Below are 14,473 nucleotides of genomic sequence, written 5' to 3' on the forward strand. Positions count from 1 at the left end.
CTGGTCCGAGTTGTCTGCTCGTCGCGTTGTCCATCGCGCGCACGAGTTCGGATGTCGAATCGAGGGTCCGGCGTTGATCGCGGGGATTCCGCGGCGGACCGACTGCGTGCACGCACACTTCTTCAGGTGGTGGATAGGCCACCGCCTGGCTCCCATCATAGCCGGTGGCCGGTCGGCCTCCCGCGAAACCGACGCGGGACGGGCCTTAGAGTGGGCTCATGAGTTCGACGCCGATCACCGCGGACCACCCCGGGATCAACGAACTGTTCTCCCTGCTGGCCTGCGGTGAGGTCGCCGCGTTCTACCGGCTGACCGACGAGGCCCGGATGGCCCCGGACCTGAGCGGGCGGATCAATATGGCGCTGATGGCCGCCGCCGAGATGGGCCATTACGTGCTGGTTCGCGACGCCCTGGAGCTCCGCGGCGTCGACGTGCAGGCCGCGATGGTCCACTATTCGGCGGTGCTGGAGTCCTACCACGCCCAGACCATCCCCAGCACCTGGCTCGAAGCACTGGTCAAGACCTATATCGGGGACGCGCTGGCGGCGGATCTGTACCTGGAGATCGTCGACGCGCTGCCCGACGGGGTGGCCGGCGTGGTGCGCGGAGTGCTGGCCGAGACCGGCCACTCCCAGTTCGTCGTCTCGGAGGTCCGCGCGGCCGTGGAGGCCAGCGAGCAGCAGAAGCACCGGCTGGCGCTGTGGTCGCGCCGGCTGCTCGGCGAGGCGATCACCCAGGCGCAGTACGTGCTGGCCGAGCGCGACGAACTGGTGGATCTGGTGGTCGCCGGCACCGGCGGGCTCGGGCATCTGGCCGAGTTCTACGAGCGGCTGCAGCGCACCCACTCCGAGCGGATGACGGAGCTCGGCCTGGCCTAGGTCCTGTCACGAACGTCACCATCGAAATCGCCAGCATCAACCACTGGCTCAAACGACGTTCGTCACAGGTCCTAGGCGAGCGGGCTCAGTTCGTGCAGGCGGCCAGGATGGTCCCGGCGTTCTGCTGAACCAGCAGGTCACCGGAGCCGTTGCTGATTGCGCAGTTCAGCTTGCCGGCCACGCTGGTCGCCGTCACCGACTTGAGGTTCACGCCGGGGTTGAGCACGACGGTCCGGGTCCACGGCAGCGCCACGTTGATGTCGGTGCGGGGGAAGCCCTGCTCATCGGTGTAGATGACGGTGACCAGGTCGAACAGCTGACGGTCGCCGGTGACGGTGTAGGTGATGGTCCGCTCGGGCGCGGTGGCCGGGTCGGCCGGTTCACCCGCGATGGCCGGGGTGTCGGGGTTCTGGTGCGCCGAGACGCTCGGCGGCACGGTCACCACGGTTTCCGGCGGCAGACCGCCGCCGGGCGCGCGGGTCGCCGAGACGGTGGCCTTCGGCGGCGCCGAGGACACCGGGGCCGACGTCGCGGCGGCCTGGCTGCTGGTGGCGACCGCGTCGTCGCCCGGGGTCGGGGTGGTGGTCGCGGTGGAGGAGTCGCCGCTCTGCAGGGCCATGGCGATGGCGATGACGGCCACCAGCAGGACCACGCCGGCGCCGATCGCGACCCAGCGCCACCGGGTGTCGGTGGAGTAGTAGTAGCCGTCACCGGCGAACCCGTCGTAGCCGCCCGAGGGGTGGTCCTCGTCGTAGTCGGCGTCGAGGAATTCGGGGTCGTCGTACTCCGCGTAGTCCAGGGGTTCGCCCAGGTCGCTGGTGTCGTCGTCGCCGCGGGTGTAGTCCGGGCGGTACTCGGGCGCGTCGTCGTAGAGCGCGGTGGTCGCCGAGCGGGGTGCGTAGCGACGGGGTCCGCGATCGTCGACGTCGTCGGCATAGCCGGTCGACGAGCCATTCCAATGCGACTTGCTCATTGCGTCACCACCCGAGAAACATCAATCACTTAAGTCACTTTTGCAACTTCTTTAACAGGGTACGGGCGTTCAGCGGATCGGGGGTGAAGCCGCCGGGCGTGTCGGGCACCCGGCGCACGCCGCTCGCCGGGTTGCTAGCCTGGCGGAGCACAACCGTCGACGAAAGGGTGCAGCGTGGAGGTCAAGATCGGTGTCGCCGACAGCCCGCGGGAGCTCGTCTTCTCCAGCACCCAGACTCCCGAGGAGTTGGAGAAGCAGGTCGTCGCCGCGCTCGACGGCGGTTCCGTGCTGAGCCTGACCGACGAGAAGGGCCGCCGCATCCTGGTGCAGACCGCCAAGATCGCCTACATCGAGATCGGGCCCGCCGACAGCCGCCGGGTCGGTTTCGGCGTCGGCAAGAGCTCCTAGCCGCCCAGCCCTCAGGCGAAGACCGTCAGCCCTTTTCCGGGCGGGTCAGCGGCACGTGGGACAGGCCGCGCCAGATGAACGCGACGGTGCCCTCGATGGCGTCTTCCTTCGGCATCGGGCGGTCGTTGTCCAGCCAGTAGCGGGCCGAATCGACGCTGATCGACACCAGGCCGACGGCGATCATCCGGGCGCGGTGCGGCTCCAGCCCGGAATCCGAGGCGACCAGGTCGAACACCGCATCGATGCAGGACTCGGTGGCCACCTTCACCTGCGCGGCCACCTGCGGCTCGCTGACGTAGTCGTTGGCGAAGATCAGCCGGTAGCCCTGGCCGTCGTGCTCGATGAAATCGAAGAACGCCTGCACCGCGGCGCGCACCCGCAGCCGGTTGTCGGTGGTGGTGCGCAGCGCCTGGCGCACGCCGGACACCAGATTGTCCACATGCTGAGCCAGCACCGCGAGGTACAGCTCCAGCTTGGACGAGAAGTGCTGGTACAGGACGGGTTTGCTGACGCCTGCGCGATCGGCGATCTCGTCCATCCCGGCCGCGTGGTAACCGCGCTCGACGAACACCTCGCTGGCCGATGCCAGCAGTTGCCCGCGGCGTTCGTCGCGCGGTAGCCGGACACCCCGTCGCGCCGTCCCGCCGTCCATACCGTCGCCACGGGGGCGGCCGGCGCTGGCGAGTTCACTCATTGCTAGATCCTCTATTCAAGTGGCGGAAGTGGGGCGGGGGGTCGTGACGACACTACTCCGCATGTGACGGCGGCTCTTTCAGGGCGCGTTGAAACGCGGTCATGCCATCGACCCGTGGCATCCTGGGACGGTGACCTTCGACCCGGGCCGTGGCGGTGGCAGTCACGCCCCGGTGCTGCGCAGCGACCTTCGGGAACCGCTGCGCGCCCAGCGCGACCCGCTGGCGTCCGGCGCCGGCCGGCCCCGGGCCAACCGCGAGGACCGCGGGCAGTTCAAAAAGCAGGGCTGGCTCGGCCGATTCATCTCCACCTACGGCTGGCGCGCCTACGCGCTGCCGGTGCTCGTCGTCGTCACCGTGATCGTGCTGTATCAGACGGTGACCGCCGAACCCGTCCAGGCACCGGTGGCCGACGACGCCGAGACCGGCCAGAGTGCGGACATCGGCAAGCACGCCACCACCATCGTCGGCGCTCCGCCGCGCGGGCTCACCGAGTTCGACGCCAACCTGCCGACCGGGAAGCTGCCCGACGGCGGGCACTACACCACCGAGCCGGGCCACGGGACCTGGCACATCGTGCCCGGAACCACCGACCAGGTCGGCGAGGGCACCGTCAAGGTCTTCAACTACACCGTCGAGGTGGAGGACGGGCTCGACCCGGACGACTTCGGCGGTGACGACGCGTTCGCCTCGATGGTCACCAAGACGCTGGCCGACCCGCACAGCTGGACCCACGACCCCCGGATCGCCTTCCGCCGCGTCGACGCGAGCTCCGGTATCGACCCGGACTTCCGGGTGTCGCTGACCTCGTCGATGACCGTCCGGGAGGGCTGCGGCTACGAGATCGCGCTGGAATCCTCCTGCTTCAACCCCGCCTTCCACCCGGCCGGCGGCGGCGAGCCCGAGTCCAGGGTGTTCATCAACGAGGCCCGCTGGGTCCGCGGCGCCATGCCGTTCGAGGGCGACTACGTCGCCTACCGGCAGTACCTGATCAATCACGAGGTCGGCCACGCCATCGGCTTCCAGAAGCACCAGCCGTGTGAGAACGACGGCGCGCTGGCGCCGATCATGATGCAGCAGACCTTCTCGATCGCCAACGACGACGAGTCGAAGTTCGACCCCGACCAGGTCAAGGCCGACGGCAAGAAGTGTCGGCCCAACTCCTGGCCGTTCCCGATCGTCTGAGCCGCCGTCATGCAGGTTCCCGGGCCCTCCCCGTTGCCGCCGCTGGTCGCCCCGGCCGCCGAGCTGACCCGCGACGAGATCGCCCGCTACAGCCGGCACCTGCTGATACCCGAGTTCGGGGCCCTCGGGCAGCGCCGACTCAAGAACGCCCGGGTGCTGGTCATCGGCGCCGGGGGACTGGGCGCCCCGACGCTGCTGTACCTGGCCGCCGCCGGGGTGGGCACCATCGGCATCGTGGACTTCGACGTCGTCGACGAGTCCAACCTGCAGCGCCAGATCATCCACGGCCAGGCCGACGTCGGCCGGCTCAAGACCCACAGCGCTGCCGACTCGATCCGGGCGATCAACCCGCTGGTCGACGTGGTGTGCCACGATCTGCAGCTGACCTCGGACAACGTGGCGGACCTGTTCGCCGGCTACGACCTGATCCTCGACGGCGCCGACAACTTCGCCACCCGCTACCTGGTCAACGACGCCGCCGCGTTGGCCGGCAAGCCGTACGTGTGGGGCTCGATCCTGCGGTTCTCCGGGCAGGTGTCGGTGTTCTGGGACGCCGCCCCCGACGGCCGCGGCGTCACCCTGCGCGACGTGTTCCCCGAGCCGCCCGCACCGGGCACGGTGCCCTCGTGCGCCGAGGGTGGGGTGCTCGGGGTGCTGTGCGGCGCGGTGGCCTCGCTGATGGGCACCGAGGCGATCAAGCTGATCACCGGCATCGGGCAGTCGCTGCTGGGCCGGCTGCTGCTCTATGACGCACTGGCCATGACGCACCGCACCCTGAACGTCGCGCGGGACCCGGCCCGGGCGCCGATCACCGAGCTCATCGACTACGAGCTGTTCTGCGGGGTCGTCCCGGACGCCGCACCGGCGGAGGCCTCCATCAGCCCCGCCGAGCTGCACCGACTGCGCGCCGAGGCGGTTCCGCTGGCGCTGGTCGACGTGCGGGAACCGGCCGAGTGGGAGATCAACCGGATCGACGGCGCGGTGCTGATCCCCAAGTCGGAGTTCGACGCCGGGACCGGTGCCGACCGGCTACCCCCGGGTCGCGTGGTGCTGTACTGCAAGTCCGGGGTGCGCTCGGCGGCGGTCGCCGAGACGCTGCGCGCGGCCGGCGTCGACGACGTGGTGTCGCTGACGGGTGGGATTCTGGCCTGGGCCCAGCAATTCGACCCCGACATGGTCAGTTACTGATTCTATTGCGGGCGGTCCCGGTGTCGGTCCGGCTCCGCCGGCACTCGCTGCGCTCGCGCCAACTCCGCCTACCCTCGCCGAACCGCCCGACACGCCGCGGGAGCTGGCACCGCAGGTCAGCGGCCGGTCGATAGGGTGACGGGGTGAGTGTGGAACCGCCTCCCGACCATGTGCTCGCCGCATTCGGGCTCAACGCCGCGCGCCCCGCGGCTCTCGGCGCAGGCTGGGAGGACGGCTGGCGGTGCGGTGAGGTGGTGCTGTCGCAGGTCGCCGATCACGCCCGGGCCGCCTGGTCGGCCAAGGTCCGCGAGACCCTGTTCGTCGACGGCGTGCGGCTGGCCCGCCCGGTGCGCTCCACCGACGGTCGGTTCGTGGTGTCGGGCTGGCGGGCGGACACCTTCGTCGCCGGCACCCCCGAGCCCCGCTACGACGAGGTGGTCTCGGCCGCCGTCCGGTTGCACGAGGCCACCGCCAAACTGGAGCGCCCGCGCTTTCTGACCCAGCCGCCGTCGGCGCCGTGGGCCGAGGTGGACGTCTTCATCGCCGCCGACCGCGCGGCGTGGGAGGACCGGCCGCTGCACTCGCTGCCGTCCGGGGCGCGGCTGGCGCCCGGCTCGGCCGACGGGCAGCGCAGCATCGACCTGCTGCAGGCACTGGCCATCCTGCGCAAGCCGACCCGCAGTCCCAACCAGCTGGTACACGGCGACCTGTACGGCACGGTGCTGTTCGCCGGCGCCGCGGCTCCCGGGATCACCGACATCACCCCGTACTGGCGCCCGACGTCGTGGGCGGCCGGGGTTGCCGTCGTCGACGCGCTGAGTTGGGGAGACGCCGATGACGGCCTGGTGGAGCGCTGGGATGCGCTGCCCGAGTGGCCGCAGATGTTGTTGCGCGCATTGATGTTCCGGCTTGCCGTGCACGCCCTGCACCCGCGGTCGACCGCCGCGGCCTTCCCCGGCCTGGCGCGCACCGCCGCCGTCGTGGAATCCGTGATCTAGAACTCGAACCGGTACTCCGACAGGCGGATTCGCCCGTCGTTCGCTAAAACGCCTTCGGCGCGCAGCAATTCGAGCTGCAGGTCGCTCTTGTGGGCGGCGGGCCGACCGGAGGCGCCGATCACCCGATGCCACGGCAGGTCCGCGGAATCCGTGCGCATGATCCACCCGACAATTCGCGGGCTGGAAAGTCCTGCGGCAGCGGCGATATCACCGTAGGTGGCGACCCGGCCGGGCGGTATCGCGGCGACGAGCCCGCGGACCCGTTCGATATCGGCATCGCTGACCTTGGCCACCGGCTACTCCGCCAGCAGTCCGCGGATCAGCGCGGCGGTCTCGGCGGGCTTGGCCTGGGCCACCATGTGCAGGCACTCCAGGTCCACCAGCTGCAGATTCTCGCCCAAATGCCCACGCAGCCCGGCGATCAGGGAATCGGTGACATACGGCGGGTCGGTCCACAGCGCGCGGGCCAGGATCGTCGGCGTGCCCGGGCGCGGATAGACCACCGGCCGGGCCAGCTCGCTCCAGTACGACACCATCGCCGGGACGTACATGCGCCAGCCGTAGCGGCCGCCCGGCAGCGTGATCAGGTGCTCGTCCATATCGGCGTCCAGCAGTGCGGGGTCGACATCGGCCCAGGACCCGCCGGCCTTCTCCTCGCGCGCCTCGGCCGGATCCGGGTAGTCCGGGGAAGCCAGCATCGCCGCGGCGATCTCCGCCATCCACTCCCCGTCCAGGCCGACGGCGGGGTCCAGCAGCACCAGCCCGGACACCAGATCCGGGCGGTGATGAGCCAGCTGCAGCGCGACCGCGCAGCCGAACGAATGCCCCACCACCACAACGGGTTCACCGCCGTCGGCCTCCAGCAGCGCGGACAGTGCCTGCACGTTGGCATCGAAATTCCACGGCGCTGCCCATGACGAGCGGCCGTGTCCGATCAGGTCCGGCGCGACGATCGGCACCTCGGGAAGGAAATTCTGTGCGATGTGTTCCCAGCGCCTGCCGTGCCCGGTCAGCCCGTGCAGTGCCAGGACGCGGGCCGGTCCCTCGGGGCCGTAGCGGTAGGTGTGCAGGTGTGCGGTCACGCCCTAGATCGTGCCAGGCGCCGCGATCCGACGCCGCGGCCGCGTCACCGGGACTTGTCACCTGTAGCTTCCGCCAAGCTCTTCGCGGCTCCGGGTTCGTAACCGTCACGCTCATCGCGGCTCCTTCGTCGCCGCTCGACGTGCCGGGCCTCACCGCCTCGACTTGTCGGACCCACGTGATGTCATGGGCTCATGACGATCCTCCTGGCGCAGCCCGGCCTCGGTCCCGACGGGCTGACGGCCGACGCCCGCGGAATCGTCCGGCTGCTGGGCGGGCCCGGAACCGGCAAGAGCACCCTGCTCGTCGAGCTGGCCGCCACCCGGATCGCCGCCGGCGCCGACGTCGAATCGGTGCTGCTGCTGACCGGGGCCGGCCGCCCCGCCACCGCCACCCGGGCCCGGCTGACCACTGCGCTGCTGGCCGCCCGCCCCGGCCTCGCCGTCGTCCGCGAACCGCTGGTCCGCTCGCCGCACGGCTACGCCTTCGCGCTCTTGGCCCGCGCCGCCCAGCGCGCCGGGGACCCGGCGCCACGGCTGATCACCGGCACCGAGCAGGACGGCATCATCCGGGAACTCCTGGCCGGAGACGTCGCCGACGGCGCCGACTACTGGCCCGCCTCCCTGCGCCCGGCGCTGGCCACCGCCGGATTCGCCACCGAACTGCGCGACCTGCTGGCCCGCTGCGCCGAACGCGGCCTGGACGCCACCGACCTGCGCCGGCTCGGCAAGAGCACCCGGCGCCCCGCCTGGGTGGCCGCCGGCCGGTTCGCCCAGCAATACGAACAGGTCATGCTGCTGCGCGCAGCCGTCGGCATGGCCGCCCCGCAGGCCACTATCCCCGCACTGGGCGCAGCCGAGATGATCGGCGCCGCCGCCGACCTGTTGCAGACCGACCCGGACCTGCTCGACGCCGAACGCGCCCGGCTGTCCACCCTGCTGGTCGACGACGCCCAGCATCTCGACCCGCAGGCCGTGCGGTTGATCCGCCTGCTGGCACCAGGCCCCGAGCTCACCGTCATCGCCGGTGACCCCAACCAGACCGCCTTCGGATTCCGCGGCGCCTCCCCGGAACTGCTGCTGGAAGACACCGACGACCCGGTGATCGAACTGCACACCTCCTACCGCTGCTCGCGCCCGGTCGCCGACGCCGTCACCGCGGTGGCCGCCGCCCTGCCCGGCGTCGGACCGGCCCGACGGATCACCGCCACCGACGACGACGGCCGCGTCTCCGCTCTGCTCGCCGCGTCCCCGCACGCCGAGGCACTGGCGATCGCCGACGCGCTGCGCCGCGCGCACCTGATCGACGGCACCCCCTGGTCGCAAATGGCGGTCATCGTCCGCTCGGTGCCCCGGGTCGGCACCGCACTGTCGCGCACCCTGACCGCCGCCGGGGTACCGGTCGCACCCGGTCGCACCCGCCCGCCGCTGGCAGAAAACCCGCTGGTGCGGACCCTTCTCACGGTGCTGCGGGCCACCGACGACGGGCTTACCGACGAGGACGCGCTGGCGCTGCTCACCGGCCCGCTCGGTCGCGTCGACCCGGTCACCCTGCGCCAGCTGCGCCGCGCCCTGCGCCGCATCGACGCCACCCTGCCGCCCCGCGGGTTCGGTGAACTGGCCGCCGCAGCCCTGACCACCACCGTGCCCGACGGGCTGGCCCCCCAGCACGCCCGGCCGCTGCAACGGCTGCGGGCGGTGCTGCACGCCGCCCAACGGGCCGGAGCCACCGACCCGCGTCGCGCACTGTGGCAGGCCTGGCAGCGCAGCGGCATGCAGAACCGTCTGCTGGCCGCCGTCGAACGCGGGGGAGCGGGAGCGCTGCGCGCCGAGGCCGACCTCGATGCGGTCACCGAACTCTTCGACGTCGCCGACCAGTTCGTCATCCGCAGCCCCGGCGCCACCGCCGGCAGCCTCGTCGACCACATCACCGGCCTGACCCTGCCGATCACCGCCGCCGATCCCGTCGACACACCCGACGCGGTCACCGTGCTCAGCCCGCAGCAGGCTCTCGGCGCCGAATGGGACGTGGTGGTCATTGCCGGACTGCAGGAAGGCCTGTGGCCCAACACCGTTCCGCGCGGCGGCGTGCTGGCCACCCAGGAGCTGCTGGACGTGATCGACGGTGTCACCGGCGAGGTGTCCGCGCGCGCACCGCTGGTCGCCGACGAACGCCGACTGCTGCTGACGGCCATGGGCCGGGCCCGGCGCCGGCTCATCGTCACCGCCGTGGACAGCGACACCGGCGGCGACGGCGCCGAACTCCCGTCACCGTTCTTCCACGAGATCTCTCGTATTGCCCACACCGACATCGCGACCGACACCGACACCGACGCCGCGCCGGTCCCACAGGCCGCCCCGCCGGTGCTGTCGCCCGCCTCGGTGGTCGGCCGGCTGCGCGCGGCGGTCTGCGCCCCCGACGGCGAAATCGACGACGCCGCACGTGCCGCAGCCGCCCGCGAACTGGCCCGGCTGGCCGCCGCCGGTGTGCCCGGTGCCGACCCGGCCCAGTGGTACGGGCTCGCCCCGGTCAGCACCGACGCCCCGCTGTTCGATACCGCCGCGACCGTGCCGATGTCCCCGTCGACGCTGCAGACCGTCCTGGACTGCCCGCTGCGCTGGCTGGGCGAACGCCACGGCGGCTCCGACCCGCGCGAGGTCACCTCCGCCCTCGGCTCGCTGCTGCACGCGCTGATCGCCGAACCCGGCCGCAGCACCGAGGAACTGGCCCGCGATCTGGAAAAGCTCTGGGACGCACTACCGTTCGGCTCGCCCTGGTACGCCCGCAACGAACTACACCGCCACCTCGACATGCTGGCAGCCTTCGGCGAATGGCGGCTGAACACCCGCGGCGAACTCACCGAGGTCGGCACCGAGGTCGTCGTGTCGGGAACCGTCGAGGTCGACGACGACACCCGCGTCGGTATCCGCGGCCGCGCCGACCGGGTGGAACGCGACGCCGCCGGCCGGCTGGTGATCATCGATATCAAGACCGGCAAGACCCCGGTCAGCAAGGCCGACGCCGCCGAGCACGCCCAGCTGGCGGCCTACCAGCTGGCCGTGGAAGAAGGGCTGCTCGGGGAGGGGGAGACCCCCGGCGGCGCTCGGCTGGTCTACCTCGCCAAGACCGGGCGCGACGGCGCCACCGTGCGCGAACAGGACCCACTGACCCCGGAAACCGCCGAAACCTGGCGCGCGGCAATGGCATCGGCACGCACCGACATGACCGGTCCGGACTATCCGGCACGTCGCAACACCGGCTGCACCCACTGCCCGATGCGCACCAACTGCCCCGCCTACCGTGAACCGGGAGCGCGATCGTGAACCCGCTGTCACCGGCCGAACTCGCCGACATCCTCGGTCTGCACACACCCACCGACGAACAGGCCGCCGTCATCGCCGCGCCGCCCGGGCCCGTGGTGGTCATCGCCGGCGCCGGCGCCGGAAAGACCGAGACCATGGCCGCCCGAGTGGTGTGGCTGGTCGCCAACGGCTACGCCACCCCCGGCCAGGTGCTCGGCCTCACCTTCACCCGCAAGGCCGCCGGGCAGCTGGCCCGGCGCGTGCGCAACCGCCTCACCAAACTCGCCGCCGCCGGACTCGTTCCCTACGGCAGCGCCGACGACGCCCAACCCGCGGTCTCCACCTACCACGCGTTCGCCGGCAACCTGCTCGCCGAATTCGGGCTGCTGCTACCGGTGGAACCCGACGCCCGACTGATCGGCGAAACCGAACTGTGGCAGCTGGCCTTCGACGTCGTCAGCCGCCACCCCGCCGAGCTGGACACCGACCGCACCCCGGCCGGCGTGACCCGGCTGGTGCTCAACCTGGCCGGCCAACTCGCCGAACACCTCGTCGACACCGGCGCCGTCCGGCACACCCACGCCGAACTCGGCCGACTGGTCACCACCTTGCCGCCGGGCCCGCGCCAGCGCGCCGAACCCAGCCAGGAACTGATGAAAATGCTGGACATCCAGCACGAACGGGCCGACCTGGTCCCGCTGATCGACGCCGTCGCCACCCGGATGCGCGAAACCGGGGTGATGGACTTCGGCGCCCAGATGTCGGCCGCCGCCCAACTCGTGCAACGCGCCCCGGAAGTCGGCGAGGCGCTGCGCGCCCGCTACCGGGTGGTGCTGCTCGACGAATACCAGGACACCGGCCACGCCCAGCGGGTGCTGCTGTCCGGGCTGTTCGGCCACGGCGCCGACGACGGGCTGGCCCTGACCGCCGTGGGCGACCCCATCCAATCCATTTACGGCTGGCGCGGCGCCTCGGCCACCAACCTGCCCCGCTTCGCCACCGACTTCCCGCTGGCCGACGGCTCCCCGGCGCCGATGCTGGAACTGCGCACCAGCTGGCGCAACCCGCCGGCCACGCTGCGGCTGGCCAACGCCATCTCCGAACCGGCCCGCCGCCGCTCGGTCGAGGTCCGCGAACTGCTGCCCAAACCCGGTGCCGATCCGGGCGAGGTGGCGCTGGCCCTGTGTGAGGACGTGGCCGCCGAACGCCGCTGGGTGGCCGAGCAGATCGCCGCGCGCTGGCAGACCGCCGCCGACGCCGGCCAGGCCCCGCCGACGACGGCGATCCTGGTGCGCCGCAACGCCGACTCCGCCCCGCTGGCCGCCGAACTGCGCGCCCACGGCGTGCCGTCCGAAGTGGTCGGGCTGGCCGGGCTGCTGGCCATCGACGAGGTCGCCGACGTGGTCGCCATGCTGCGGCTGGTCGCCGACCCGTGCGCGGGCACCGCCGCGCTCCGCGTGCTCACCGGGCCGCGCTGGCGCCTCGGCGCCGCCGACATCGCCGCGCTGTGGCGCCGCGCCCGCGACCTGGACTACCGGCCCACCGCCACCGCGGAATCCGGAATCGCCGCCGCCGAGGCGGTGGTCGCCGGACTGGCGCCCGACGCCGACACTCCCGCCCTGGCCGACGCCATCTGCGACCCGGGCCCCGCGCACAACTACTCGCCCGAAGGATGCGCCCGGATCACCGCGCTGGCCGCCGAGCTGACCGCGCTGCGCGCGCAGCTGCACCACCCGCTGCCGGACCTGGTCGCCCAGGTCCGCGCGGTACTCGGCGTCGACGTCGAGGCCACCGCCACCCACGGCGGCCCGGACCGCACCGGCACCGAACAACTCGACGCGTTCGCCGCCGTCGTCGACGGCTACGCCGCCCGGATCAGTGCCCGCGACATCGACCCGGTGCTGGGGCTGCTCGGCTATCTGGACGCCGCTATCGCGCAGGAGGGCGGGCTGACCCCGGCGGACATCGCCGCGGCCGCCGGTCGGGTGCAGATACTGACCGTGCACGCCGCCAAGGGCCTGGAATGGGAAGTCGTTGCCGTGCCGCATCTTTCGGCCGGGGTGTTCCCTTCGTCGACGGCCGGCGGCACCTGGCTGACCAACCCCGGCGAACTGCCGCCGGTGCTGCGCGGTGACCGCGTCACCCTCGGCGAACACGGGGTCCCGGTGCTCGAGGTCTCCGAGGTCACCAACCGCAAGCAGCTCGTCGACACCATCGACGCGCACAAGGCCCGGCTCGCCCAGCGCCGCAACGACGAGGAACGGCGCCTGCTCTACGTCGCGCTGACCCGCGCCGAGAGCACCCTGCTGATCTCCGGGCACCACTGGGGCGAAACCGGCCTCAAACCGCGCGGCCCGTCGGAGTTCCTCGTCGAGCTCGCCGGGATCGTCCGCGCCGCCGCCGACGACGGGCAGCCGTGCGGGGTGATCGACCGGTGGGATCCCGAACCCCCGACCGGCGCGCAGAACCCGCTGCGGGAGAACACCGCCGCGGTGAACTGGCCCGCCGACCCGCTGGCCGGCACCCGCGGCGATATCGAGCGCGGCGCCCAGCTGGTGCGCGCCGCCCTGGCCGCGCTGCCGTCCGACAACGTTGACGCCGACGTCCAAGAAGCCCGGGAAGCCCACGAAGACCCGTACGGCTGGACCGCCGAGGTCGACGCCCTGCTGGCCGAACGCGCCCAAACACCCCAACTGACCGTCGCCGCCCTGCCGGCGCAGCTGTCGGTCAGCGCGCTGGTGGACATCGACCGCGACGCCCAAGCCGCGGCCACCCGGCTGCGCCGCCGGCTCCCGTCGGCCCCGGACAGCAACGCGCTGCTGGGCACCGCGTTCCACGAATGGGTCCAGCGCTACTACCGGGCCGATCGGCTGTTCGACCTGGAGGATCTGCCCGGCGCGGCCGACGGGGCGCCCGTGGACCCCGACCAACTGGACGCGCTGCAGGCCGCATTCACCGCGTCGGCGTGGTCCGGGCGCACCCCGGTCGACCAGGAGGTGCCCTTCGAACTCGCGTTGGGCAACACGGTGGTCCGCGGCCGGATCGACGCCGTTTTTGCCGAACCCGGGGAACCCGACGGCTTCACCGTCGTCGACTGGAAGACCGGTGCCCCGCCGTCAGACGAGGAAGCCCTGCGGCACAACGCTATTCAGCTCGCTGTCTACCGCATCGCGTGGGCGGGTCTGGTCGGCTGCGATCCGGAGCGGGTGCGCGGCGCGTTCCACTACGTGCGGACCGGCACCACCGTCTACCCCGACGCGCTGCCCGGCGCCGAGGAACTCGCCGCACTGATCGGCCGCGCGGACACCACCGGCGCAACCGATGAAGCCAACTCGGTTACGAGTGCCGCCACACCCGCAGCGCCGCGAGGATCATCGGGAGCTGCATCGGCAGGCGCCCCAGCGCGATGAGCCGCATCGGCAGCGGCTTGTCCCGCCACTGCACGGCCATGTTGATGTTCGCCGGGTAGACGCCGAGGAACAGCAGCGTCGCGACCAGGCCGCCCTGGCGTCGGGTGGCCGGTGCGGCCAGCAGGGCGGCGGTGCCGAGCTCGGCCACGCCGGAGGCGTAGGTGTAGAAGCGCTGACCGCCCGGAAGCTGCTCGGGAACGATCTCGTCGAACCGCTTGGGGATCAGGAAATGCAGCACCCCCATCAGCGTCAAGGCCCCGGCCATGCCGAGGGCGAGCCTGCTGGTATCTGGTGCGTCGGTCCGACTCACGGGAAGGGTCATGCTTTCATTGTGGGGTGCCTCGGGCAGAACAGGTGAC

At 71.9% G+C, this 14,473-nt stretch carries 12 protein-coding genes; 7 read left to right on the forward strand and 5 right to left on the reverse strand.

Annotated elements, in window-relative coordinates; translation table 11 throughout:
• Positions 1 to 218 precede the first annotated feature (218 nt).
• On the forward strand, positions 219 to 878 hold the full coding sequence (locus G6N16_RS08150) for a ferritin-like fold-containing protein (protein WP_083030730.1): 660 nt from the start codon (positions 219 to 221) through the stop codon (positions 876 to 878).
• Positions 879 to 963: 85 nt separating this feature from the next.
• Here the strand turns inward: G6N16_RS08150 and G6N16_RS08155 are convergent, their stop codons facing one another.
• Positions 964 to 1,851, reverse strand: a complete 888-nt coding sequence (locus tag G6N16_RS08155) for a hypothetical protein (protein ID WP_179961186.1) — start codon at positions 1,849 to 1,851, stop codon at positions 964 to 966.
• Positions 1,852 to 2,025: 174 nt separating this feature from the next.
• Here G6N16_RS08155 and G6N16_RS08160 point away from each other — a divergent pair, with 174 nt between their 5' ends.
• Positions 2,026 to 2,259 (forward strand): DUF3107 domain-containing protein, encoded by a 234-nt coding sequence (locus G6N16_RS08160; RefSeq protein WP_083030731.1) that lies wholly within the window; start codon positions 2,026 to 2,028, stop codon positions 2,257 to 2,259.
• A gap of 25 nt (positions 2,260 to 2,284) precedes the next feature.
• On the opposite strand, the gene G6N16_RS08165 is transcribed toward G6N16_RS08160, so the two are convergent.
• Positions 2,285 to 2,953 (reverse strand): HTH-type transcriptional activator FasR, encoded by a 669-nt coding sequence (locus G6N16_RS08165; protein ID WP_083030733.1) that lies wholly within the window; start codon positions 2,951 to 2,953, stop codon positions 2,285 to 2,287.
• Between the two features lie 130 nt (positions 2,954 to 3,083).
• On the opposite strand from G6N16_RS08165, the gene G6N16_RS08170 reads away from it, so the two are divergent.
• The 3 genes from G6N16_RS08170 to G6N16_RS08180 all read left to right on the forward strand — a co-directional run bounded on the left by G6N16_RS08170 (position 3,084) and on the right by G6N16_RS08180 (position 6,322).
• Positions 3,084 to 4,136 carry a DUF3152 domain-containing protein gene (locus G6N16_RS08170; protein ID WP_083030735.1) on the forward strand — a complete coding sequence of 351 codons (1,053 nt, stop codon included), beginning with the start codon at positions 3,084 to 3,086 and terminating at the stop codon, positions 4,134 to 4,136.
• Positions 4,137 to 4,169: 33 nt separating this feature from the next.
• Positions 4,170 to 5,324: a molybdopterin-synthase adenylyltransferase MoeB gene (gene moeB / locus G6N16_RS08175; RefSeq protein WP_179961249.1), complete on the forward strand. Its 1,155-nt coding sequence runs from the start codon at positions 4,170 to 4,172 to the stop codon at positions 5,322 to 5,324.
• Between the two features lie 143 nt (positions 5,325 to 5,467).
• Positions 5,468 to 6,322 (forward strand): TIGR02569 family protein, encoded by an 855-nt coding sequence (locus tag G6N16_RS08180; protein ID WP_083030738.1) that lies wholly within the window; start codon positions 5,468 to 5,470, stop codon positions 6,320 to 6,322.
• On the opposite strand, the gene G6N16_RS08185 is transcribed toward G6N16_RS08180, so the two are convergent.
• Together G6N16_RS08185 and G6N16_RS08190 are read right to left on the reverse strand one after the other, a co-directional pair.
• Entirely contained in the window at positions 6,319 to 6,615 is a 297-nt protein-coding gene (locus G6N16_RS08185) for an MGMT family protein (protein WP_083030739.1), read from the reverse strand. The genes G6N16_RS08180 and G6N16_RS08185 overlap by 4 nt on opposite strands.
• A 3-nt stretch (positions 6,616 to 6,618) precedes the next feature.
• The gene (locus tag G6N16_RS08190; RefSeq protein WP_083030741.1) at positions 6,619 to 7,404 is read right to left on the reverse strand and encodes an alpha/beta fold hydrolase; all 786 of its coding nucleotides are present in this window, start codon (positions 7,402 to 7,404) and stop codon (positions 6,619 to 6,621) included.
• Between the two features lie 192 nt (positions 7,405 to 7,596).
• Between G6N16_RS08190 and G6N16_RS08195 the strand changes: the two genes are divergently transcribed.
• A complete protein-coding gene (locus G6N16_RS08195; protein ID WP_083030742.1) occupies positions 7,597 to 10,725 on the forward strand; it encodes an ATP-dependent helicase in 3,129 nt (1,042 codons plus the stop codon).
• Positions 10,722 to 14,114, forward strand: coding sequence for an ATP-dependent helicase (locus tag G6N16_RS08200; protein WP_083030744.1), 3,393 nt, complete (start codon positions 10,722 to 10,724; stop codon positions 14,112 to 14,114). Before G6N16_RS08195 ends, G6N16_RS08200 begins: the two co-directional genes overlap by 4 nt.
• Here G6N16_RS08200 and G6N16_RS08205 read toward each other — a convergent pair.
• Positions 14,041 to 14,436: a DoxX family protein gene (locus tag G6N16_RS08205; RefSeq protein ID WP_083030745.1), complete on the reverse strand. Its 396-nt coding sequence runs from the start codon at positions 14,434 to 14,436 to the stop codon at positions 14,041 to 14,043. The two genes, G6N16_RS08200 and G6N16_RS08205, sit on opposite strands and share 74 nt — an antisense overlap.
• Positions 14,437 to 14,473 lie beyond the last annotated feature (37 nt).

Origin of the sequence: Mycolicibacterium insubricum (genome assembly GCF_010731615.1) — a bacterium.
GTDB classification, from domain to species: Bacteria; Actinomycetota; Actinomycetes; order Mycobacteriales; family Mycobacteriaceae; genus Mycobacterium; species Mycobacterium insubricum.